The sequence below is a fragment of the Flavobacterium macrobrachii genome, assembly GCF_014486675.1.
Taxonomy (GTDB): Bacteria; Bacteroidota; Bacteroidia; order Flavobacteriales; family Flavobacteriaceae; genus Flavobacterium; species Flavobacterium macrobrachii.
In genome coordinates this window covers 25,889-33,605 of the sequence record NZ_JACTAC010000035.1, presented here as the reverse complement: position 1 = coordinate 33,605, position 7,717 = coordinate 25,889, and the positions used below count along the sequence as shown (strand labels likewise).

The window sequence follows — 7,717 nt, the reverse complement described above, 5'->3', positions numbered from 1 at the left end:
GTTAAAAAAAGTATTTTTGTGTAACAAAAAGTTAAGTTGGCTTACTAACTATTCTATCAACGAAAAAAATTTCAATTTTTTATGAAAAAATCATTAATTGCTTTAAGTTCAATACTTATGTTTAGCGGGGTTGCTTCTGCTCAAAAGGTTGCTTTTGAAGAATATGACTTAGACAACGGATTGCACGTAATTTTACACAATGACCAATCTGCTCCAGTCGTTATTACTTCGGTTATGTATCATGTAGGTTCAAAAGACGAAAATCCAGAAAGAACGGGTTTCGCTCACTTTTTTGAACACCTATTATTTGAAGGTACAGAAAATATTAAAAGAGGTGAATGGTTTAAAATTGTAACTGCTAATGGTGGAACAAATAACGCAAACACTTCAGAAGATAGAACCTACTATTTTGAAGTTTTCCCTTCAAATAGTTTAGAAGTTGGTCTTTGGATGGAATCAGAAAGATTAATGCATCCAGTAATTAACCAAATTGGTGTTGATACTCAAAATGAAGTTGTTAAAGAAGAAAAAAGACTTCGTGTTGACAATCAACCTTATGGAAGTTTAATTGCTGAGGTAAAGAAAAATATGTTTAAAGTGCATCCTTATCGTTGGGCGCCAATTGGTTCTATGGAACATCTTGATGCAGCTACTTTGGCAGAATTTCAAGCGTTTAACAAAAAATTCTACACGCCAAACAATGCAGTTCTTGTAGTTGCAGGACAACTTGATATTGCACAAACTAAAGCTTGGATACAAAAATACTTTGGACCAATTCCAAGAGGTGAAAAAATTAAAAAACAAACCTTTGTTGAAGAACCAATCACAGAAACAATCAGAGCAAAATATGAAGATCCAAACATCCAAAAACCAATGGTTGTTGCTTCATACAGAACGCCATCAATGAAAACACGTGATGCTAGAGTTTTAGACATGATTTCAACCATTTTAAGCGATGGTAAAAGTTCTCGTTTATACAAAAAAATTGTTGACGACAAGAAAATGGCACTACAAGTTGGAGCTTTCAACTATAGCCAAGAAGATTATGGTCAATACATTCTTTATGGAATGCCACAAGGCGATGCAACTTCGGAAGATTTAGTAAGAGAAATTGATGAAGAAATTGTAAAACTTCAAAACGAATTGATTTCTGAAAAAGATTTCCAAAAACTTCAAAACATCTACGAAAACAATTATGTAAATAGTAATTCAAGTGTTGAAGGTGTTGCAGAAAACTTGGCTTCATTCTACTTATTACACGGTGATGTGAATTTAATAAATACCGAAATCGAAATTTACCGTTCAATTACAAGAGAAGAAATTAGAAACATTGCTAAAAAATATCTAAATCCAAATCAAAGATTAATTTTAGACTACGTTCCAGGTAAAGACAAAGCTCAAAACTAAGACATCAATTATTATGAAAAAATCTCTAATTATACTAGCAAGCTTGTTTTTAACAATTACAACGCAAGCACAAGACAGATCACAACCAAAACCTGGACCATCGCCAGCTATTAATCTAAAAAAGCCAACAACATTTACATTGCCAAATGGTTTAAAAGTACTAGTTGTTGAAGATCATAAATTACCAAGAGTTTCTTACAGTCTTTCTATCGACAATGCACCTTATGCTGAAGGCGATAAAAAAGGAGTTTCTGATTTAACGAGTAGCTTAATTGGAAACGGTTCTACTAAAACTCCAAAAGACGTTTTCAATGAAGAAATCGACTTTTTAGGAGCAAACATCAACTTTTATGCTTCTGGAGCATCAGCTAGCGGATTATCAAAACACGCTACAAGAATTTTGGAATTAATGGCAGAAGGTGCAATTATGCCAAACTTCACTCAAGAAGAATTTGATAAAGAAAAAGACAAATTAATCGAAGGTTTAAAAACACAAGAAAAAAGTGTTTCGGCTGTAGCTTCAAGAGTTGAAGATGTTTTAGCGTATGGCAAAAATCATCCAGCTGGAGAATATCTTTCTGAAGAAACGATTAAAAATGTATCATTGTCTGATGTGAAACAAAACTACAGAACGTACTTTGTTCCTCAAAATGCCTATTTGGTAATCATTGGTGATGTTAAAACTAAAGACATCAAAAAATCGGTTGAAAAACTTTTTGGTCCATGGGTAAAAGCAACAGCTCCAAACCAAACGTATTCTAACCCAACAAATGTTCAATACACTCAAATCAACTTTGTAGATATGCCAAACGCCGTTCAATCAGAAGTAATTTTGATGAACACTGTAAGTTTAAAAATGTCTGATCCAGATTTCTTCCCAGTAATCTTGGCTAACCAAGTTTTTGGTGGTGATTTCAACAGTTATTTAAACATGAATTTACGTGAAGCTCACGGTTGGACGTATGGCGCAAGTTCTTATGTTGATGCAAACAAATACACTAATTCTAAGTTTGTAGCAAGCACTCAAGTTAGAAATTCAGTTACTGATAGTGCTGTTGTTGAAGCTTTGAAGGAATTAAAAAGAATTAGAACTGAGAAAGTTTCTGATGAAATGCTAAACAATGTAAAAGCAGGTTACATCGGTCGTTTTGTTATGCAAGTTGAAAAACCAGCAACCGTTGCTCGTTATGCTGTAAATTCTTTAACACAAGGTTTGCCAGCTGATTTTTATGAAAATTATATAAAAAAAATCAATGCGGTTACTGCTGATGACGTCATGAGAGTTGCTAACAAATATATGCTACAAGACAACTTGAGAATTTTGATTGTAAGTAAAGGTTCAGAAGTAATTCCTGCTTTAGAAAAATTAAAAATTCCAATGTTCTATTTTGATAAATATGGTAATCCAACTGAAAAACCTGCTATGAAAAAAGTAGTTCCAGCTGGTGTAACACCAAAAACTGTTGTTGATAACTACATCAAAGCTATTGGTGGCGAAAAAGCTGTAAAAGCAGTTAAGACTATATCTTTTGTAGGTGAAGCAAAACATCCACAAGCTCCAATGCCAATTGCTTATGTTATGAAAATTGACAGCAAAGGAAAGTTTATGGATGAAATATCAATGGCTGGAATGGGTTCTTTAGTGAAACAAGTGGTAAACGGAAATACAGCTTATGTATCACAACAAGGACAAAAAATGCCAATTGAAGGAGATGATTTAGCTGAAATGAAAGAAATAGCAATGCCGTTTAGCGAAACATTATTAGCTACTAAAGCGGGTGTTAAAGTTGATGCTATCGAACCAATCAATGGTTCTGATGCTTATGTTGTTGTTAATGGCGATACAACTCATTATTTCGATGTTGCTTCGGGATTAAAAGTTGCTGAAAGTAAATCTATGGAACAACAAGGTCAAAAAATCACACTAATGACAAGTTTTAATAATTATAAAGAAGTTAAAGGAGTGAAAGTTCCATTTAATATAATCAAAAATCTTGGCTTTGAGTTAGATGTAAAAATGACTGATGTAAAAATCAACGAAGGTGTTACTGATGCCGATTTTCAATAATTGAAATTTTTTTAATAGTTTTAAAAACCATCTCGTTTATTCGAGGTGGTTTTTTTATTTCTTACTTGATAAATAAACTCCAATTAAGATGATAAACGCTCCAAAAAACTGAATTGGTGTCAACATTTCATTATCTAACAATCCCCAAAAGAAAGCGACAACTGGAATTAAATAAGTAACTGACGTTGCAAAAACAGGTGTAGATATTTGAATTAATTTATAAAACAATACATTCGCTATTCCAGTACCAACTATTCCTAAAACAGCCACAAAAACCATCGATTGCTTTACTTCTTCAACATTAACAACCGAAAAGAAATCAGTAAAAAAAAGTACTAGTAATGCGGGAAACAACATAACAAAAAAATTACCTGTTGTAATCGTTAATGGCTTCATGTCAGATAAATATTTCTTTATCAAATTAACGTTAGTTGCATAACAAACCGAAGCAATCAAAACTAAAATCGTGTACCAGTAATTCTGATTTGGATTATTTGCTGCGCCATTAAAAATCAAAAGCAATGTTCCTAGCAAACCAATAACTACACCAACAATCTGCGTTCGCTTAAAATCCAATCCAAAGACCATTATTCCAAGAATTAAAGTATTCAACGGAGTTAATGAATTTAATATCGAACTAACCGAACTATTAATTTGAGTTTGAGCAATAGAAAAAAGATAAGCAGGAATAAATGTACCAAACATCGCAGTTATTGCAATATATTTCCATTTATGCTGTGGAATTTCGGTCAAGTTTCTAAAACCGATAATTAGTAAAAATAAAGCACAAAATACTATTCGCAACGAACCCAATTGAAACGGTGATAAACCCAGCAAACCCTTCTTTATCAGAATAAATGAACTTCCCCAAATTAATGCTAAAACGATTAAAAAAAACCATTTCAATTGCTGTGCTTTCATACTAAAAAATTTATGAGTTCAAATTTTGCAATTATTTTAAGAATAATAACTTTAATTTTTAATTATTTTTGCCTCAACAAACAATGATTACAAACATTAAATAATACACTTATGAATTTTGTTAAACCGATTATAACGATGACTTTATGCTCATTATTATTTATGAGCTGTAAAGAAACTGGAAACAAACCAAATTTATCAGACTCAACAAATGCAGTGAGTTCAACCGAAAAAAAAGTAGCACAAAAACCTGAAACGGCTACGTTAAAAATAGACGGAATGACTTGTTCGATGGGTTGTGCAAAAACGATAGAGCGAAAACTTACCGAAATGGAAGGCGTTCAAGAAGCAAAAGTAGATTTTGATAAAAAAGAAGCAACGGTTAGTTTTGACGCAGCGGTTTTATCTCCCGAAAAAATCTCAGAAACGGTTGAAGCCACAGCCGATGGTAAAACTTATAAAGTCTCTGATGTTAAAATAAAAGCATAATTAAAGTCCCGAAGTTTCGGGATTTTTTATTTCCACTGCAAACTTTCCATCAAGTGTTGCATGTCATCTTTGACGTAGCTTGTTGCTGGCATTATGGAATCAAAATTGGGTTTGGCATAAAAATAAACAGAACCGGTTACAAAATGCCTTGTGCTATCGGTAACATAAAACTGCGCATTGGTTGCGGCATTTCCATTCACTTGATAAAACATTCCAAATACTTTTTTGTCTCGGTTTAAAAAAGGTAATTCAGTAATATCATCAGCTTTCACCACGTGTTCAAAAGTCAATTTTTGGGCATCGCGAAGCAATTTTGTAATATCGTTGTTCACCGGTTTATAAGTCAAATAAATTGTAGCCTTCATTTTTGGATATTGAATACTAAAACCACAGTTGTTATCGGCTTTGATTTTAGCATCTTCGTTAATATCAAAAGTAAATGGACAATCGCTACTAAACGAGGCATATTCTGCCACTGGATAATCTAAACGTAGTTGACTTGCTGGTTTAGGCAAAACGTCGTCTTTGCAGCTGGTTATTACTAATAACAATGCTACTAAAAAACTAAAAACTATTTTTTTCATAAAATGTGTAAGGCAAAAAATCTGAATGTAAAAGGTTTTTTAAAACGGTAAATCGTTTTCAGGACTTGACGCTTCAAAGTTAGTGTTTTTAGGTTCAGAAGCATGATTTTGCTTAATTCCTTCTACATCTTTTTTGGTAGTTAAAAATGTAAACTCGGTTACCTGAATTTCGGTAGTGTATTTTGTTGTTCCGTCTTCGGCTTGCCATTGGCGCGATTTTATTCTGCCTTCAACATATATTTTATCGCCTTTGGACAAATATTTTTCACAAATTTCGGCGGCTTTATTTCGAACAACAAGATTATGCCATTCGGTAGAAGTGATTTTTTCGTTGGTTTGTTTATTGATATAAACTTCGTTAGTAGCCAATGGAAATCGACCAATACAATTTCCACCTTCGAAATAATGCATCTTCACATCATCGCCAAGGTGACCAATTAACATTACTTTATTTAAAGTTCCATTCATCATTATGAAGTTTAAATTCAATCAAATTTAGTGATTTTTTGAGAATCAACCCAAAATTTTGAAATAAAATTAAAAATTACAATTGGAAACGGCATCGCTTTAGCAGATTCATAGGTCAAACCATTGTTGATTTTGCCTTGAACCTTAACTTCCCAAAACCGAATAGTTAAATGCTGATGTGATAATTTATGCAAAATAGCTTCGGGATTGCATAACGTAACCTCAACAATTTCATTGGAAACAAAAGATTGTTTTTTGATTACATCGACCATTTCGTTTTCAAGAATTAAATCGTCAGTTTCAATCAGCGGAAATTCATATAAATTATGCCAAATTCCTTTTGCCGTTCGTTTACTTATAATAGTATTCGATTCTTCGTCAGAAAAAATCAAATAGTTAAAAAAACGATTGGCAACTTTTGTCTTCTTCAATTTTACCGGAAGTTGAGCTACTTTTTTCTTTTGCAAAGCGATGCAACTATCGTTTAAAACACAATTGGTACAATCGGGATTTTTTGGAACACATTGCAGAGCACCAAATTCCATAATAGCTTGATTGAAAACATTTGCTTTTCCTTTTGGAAGTAATTCAGAGGCAAGTTGCGTAAATTCTTTTTTGGCTCCAGCCGAAGCAATATCGGTTTCTACGTCAAAATATCGTGATAAAACCCGAAACACATTTCCATCAACTACTGGAACATTTTCGTTGTAAACAAATGAAGCAATTGCCGCGGCAGTATATTCGCCAACACCTTTTAAATTGAGTAAATCTTTATATGTAGCAGGAAAAATTCCATCGAGTTCAAAAGCAATAAATTGAGCTGTTTTGTGCAAATTTCGAGCGCGAGAATAATAGCCCAAACCTTGCCACAGTTTAAGTACTTGTTCTTCATTGGCATTTGCAAGTTCAAAAACGGTTGGAAAAGCTTCGGTAAAACGTAAAAAATAAGGCAAACCTTGCGCAACTCGCGTTTGTTGCAGCATGATTTCTGAGAGCCAAATTAAGTACGGATTTGTAGTGTTTCGCCAAGGTAAATCGCGCTTATTTTGTAAATACCAATGAATTAAAGAGTTAGAAAATTTCATAGCAAAAAAGTGGTTGACAAAAATAAATCTTTATGTGATTAAATTTTAATAGATTATGCTTGAAATATTGTTTTTTTAATTCATATATTTGCAACCTCAAAATTATTACACATAATATTAAATACGAAAGAAAATGACGAAAGCAGATATCGTAGCGAAGATTTCAGAAAAAAAAGGTCTTGAAAAAGGAGATGTTCAAGCAGTAGTTGAAGCATTTATGGAAGAAGTAAAAACTTCATTAGAAACTGGTGATAATGTTTATTTAAGAGGTTTTGGTAGTTTTATTATCAAAACAAGAGCTGAAAAAACTGGAAGAAACATTTCAAAAAATACAACAATCAAGATTCCTGCTCATAACATTCCTGCATTTAAACCTGCTAAAGTATTTGTAGAATCAGTAAAAACCAATACTGAAGTAGCAGTATAAAACTTATTTATTAATCACTAAATCTTAAAGTATGCCAAGTGGTAAAAAAAGAAAGAGACATAAGGTAGCAACGCACAAACGTAAAAAAAGAGCGAGAGCTAACCGTCACAAAAAGAAAAAGTAGTTCTAAACTACTTTTTTCTTTTTAAACGTTCATTGAAATTGAATTTAGAAATTAGAATTCAGAATTTAGAATTACTTAACAGTACCATTTTACCTTCTAAACTCTGCCTTCAACCTTCCAAATTCACCGGGTAACAAAGTACCT

8 protein-coding genes are annotated in these 7,717 nt (G+C 32.6%); 4 read left to right on the top strand and 4 right to left on the bottom strand.

All coding sequences use genetic code 11. From position 1 onward, the window contains the following. Positions 1-81 precede the first annotated feature (81 nt). Both IAI56_RS09195 and IAI56_RS09190 read left to right on the top strand, forming a co-directional pair. Positions 82-1,407, top strand: coding sequence for a M16 family metallopeptidase (locus IAI56_RS09195; protein WP_187657586.1), 1,326 nt, complete (start codon positions 82-84; stop codon positions 1,405-1,407). Between the two features lie 13 nt (positions 1,408-1,420). Beyond that, positions 1,421-3,475: a M16 family metallopeptidase gene (locus IAI56_RS09190; protein WP_187657585.1), complete on the top strand. Its 2,055-nt coding sequence runs from the start codon at positions 1,421-1,423 to the stop codon at positions 3,473-3,475. Between the two features lie 54 nt (positions 3,476-3,529). Here the strand turns inward: IAI56_RS09190 and IAI56_RS09185 are convergent, their stop codons facing one another. Continuing rightward, complete coding sequence (locus IAI56_RS09185) at positions 3,530-4,396, bottom strand: DMT family transporter (RefSeq protein WP_187657584.1); 867 nt, start codon at positions 4,394-4,396, stop codon at positions 3,530-3,532. Positions 4,397-4,507: 111 nt separating this feature from the next. On the opposite strand from IAI56_RS09185, the gene IAI56_RS09180 reads away from it, so the two are divergent. Next, on the top strand, positions 4,508-4,885 hold the full coding sequence (locus tag IAI56_RS09180; protein WP_187657583.1) for a heavy-metal-associated domain-containing protein: 378 nt from the start codon (positions 4,508-4,510) through the stop codon (positions 4,883-4,885). A 26-nt stretch (positions 4,886-4,911) separates the two neighbouring features. On the opposite strand, the gene gldD is transcribed toward IAI56_RS09180, so the two are convergent. The 3 genes from gldD to mutY are packed head-to-tail and all read right to left on the bottom strand — an operon-like array spanning position 4,912 to position 7,022. Next, entirely contained in the window at positions 4,912-5,469 is a 558-nt protein-coding gene (gldD, locus tag IAI56_RS09175) for a gliding motility lipoprotein GldD (protein ID WP_187657582.1), read from the bottom strand. Positions 5,470-5,508: 39 nt separating this feature from the next. Beyond that, positions 5,509-5,937 (bottom strand): single-stranded DNA-binding protein, encoded by a 429-nt coding sequence (locus IAI56_RS09170; RefSeq protein WP_169524665.1) that lies wholly within the window; start codon positions 5,935-5,937, stop codon positions 5,509-5,511. Positions 5,938-5,954: 17 nt separating this feature from the next. Continuing rightward, the gene (gene mutY, locus IAI56_RS09165; protein ID WP_187657581.1) at positions 5,955-7,022 is read right to left on the bottom strand and encodes an A/G-specific adenine glycosylase; all 1,068 of its coding nucleotides are present in this window, start codon (positions 7,020-7,022) and stop codon (positions 5,955-5,957) included. 133 nt (positions 7,023-7,155) lie between these two features. Between mutY and IAI56_RS09160 the strand changes: the two genes are divergently transcribed. Then, positions 7,156-7,449, top strand: coding sequence for an HU family DNA-binding protein (locus IAI56_RS09160; RefSeq protein WP_187657580.1), 294 nt, complete (start codon positions 7,156-7,158; stop codon positions 7,447-7,449). Positions 7,450-7,717 lie beyond the last annotated feature (268 nt).

Bases quoted from the DNA above. Each gene is read 5' to 3' on its own strand.
- IAI56_RS09185 (WP_187657584.1), bottom strand. From the start codon at position 4,396: ATGAAAGCACAGCAATTGAAATGGTTTTTTTTAATCGTTTTAGCATTA.
- IAI56_RS09180 (WP_187657583.1), top strand. From the start codon at position 4,508: ATGAATTTTGTTAAACCGATTATAACGATGACTTTATGCTCATTATTA.
- gldD (WP_187657582.1), bottom strand. From the start codon at position 5,469: ATGAAAAAAATAGTTTTTAGTTTTTTAGTAGCATTGTTATTAGTAATA.
- IAI56_RS09195 (WP_187657586.1), top strand. From the start codon at position 82: ATGAAAAAATCATTAATTGCTTTAAGTTCAATACTTATGTTTAGCGGG.
- IAI56_RS09190 (WP_187657585.1), top strand. From the start codon at position 1,421: ATGAAAAAATCTCTAATTATACTAGCAAGCTTGTTTTTAACAATTACA.
- mutY (WP_187657581.1), bottom strand. From the start codon at position 7,022: ATGAAATTTTCTAACTCTTTAATTCATTGGTATTTACAAAATAAGCGC.
- IAI56_RS09170 (WP_169524665.1), bottom strand. From the start codon at position 5,937: ATGAATGGAACTTTAAATAAAGTAATGTTAATTGGTCACCTTGGCGAT.
- IAI56_RS09160 (WP_187657580.1), top strand. From the start codon at position 7,156: ATGACGAAAGCAGATATCGTAGCGAAGATTTCAGAAAAAAAAGGTCTT.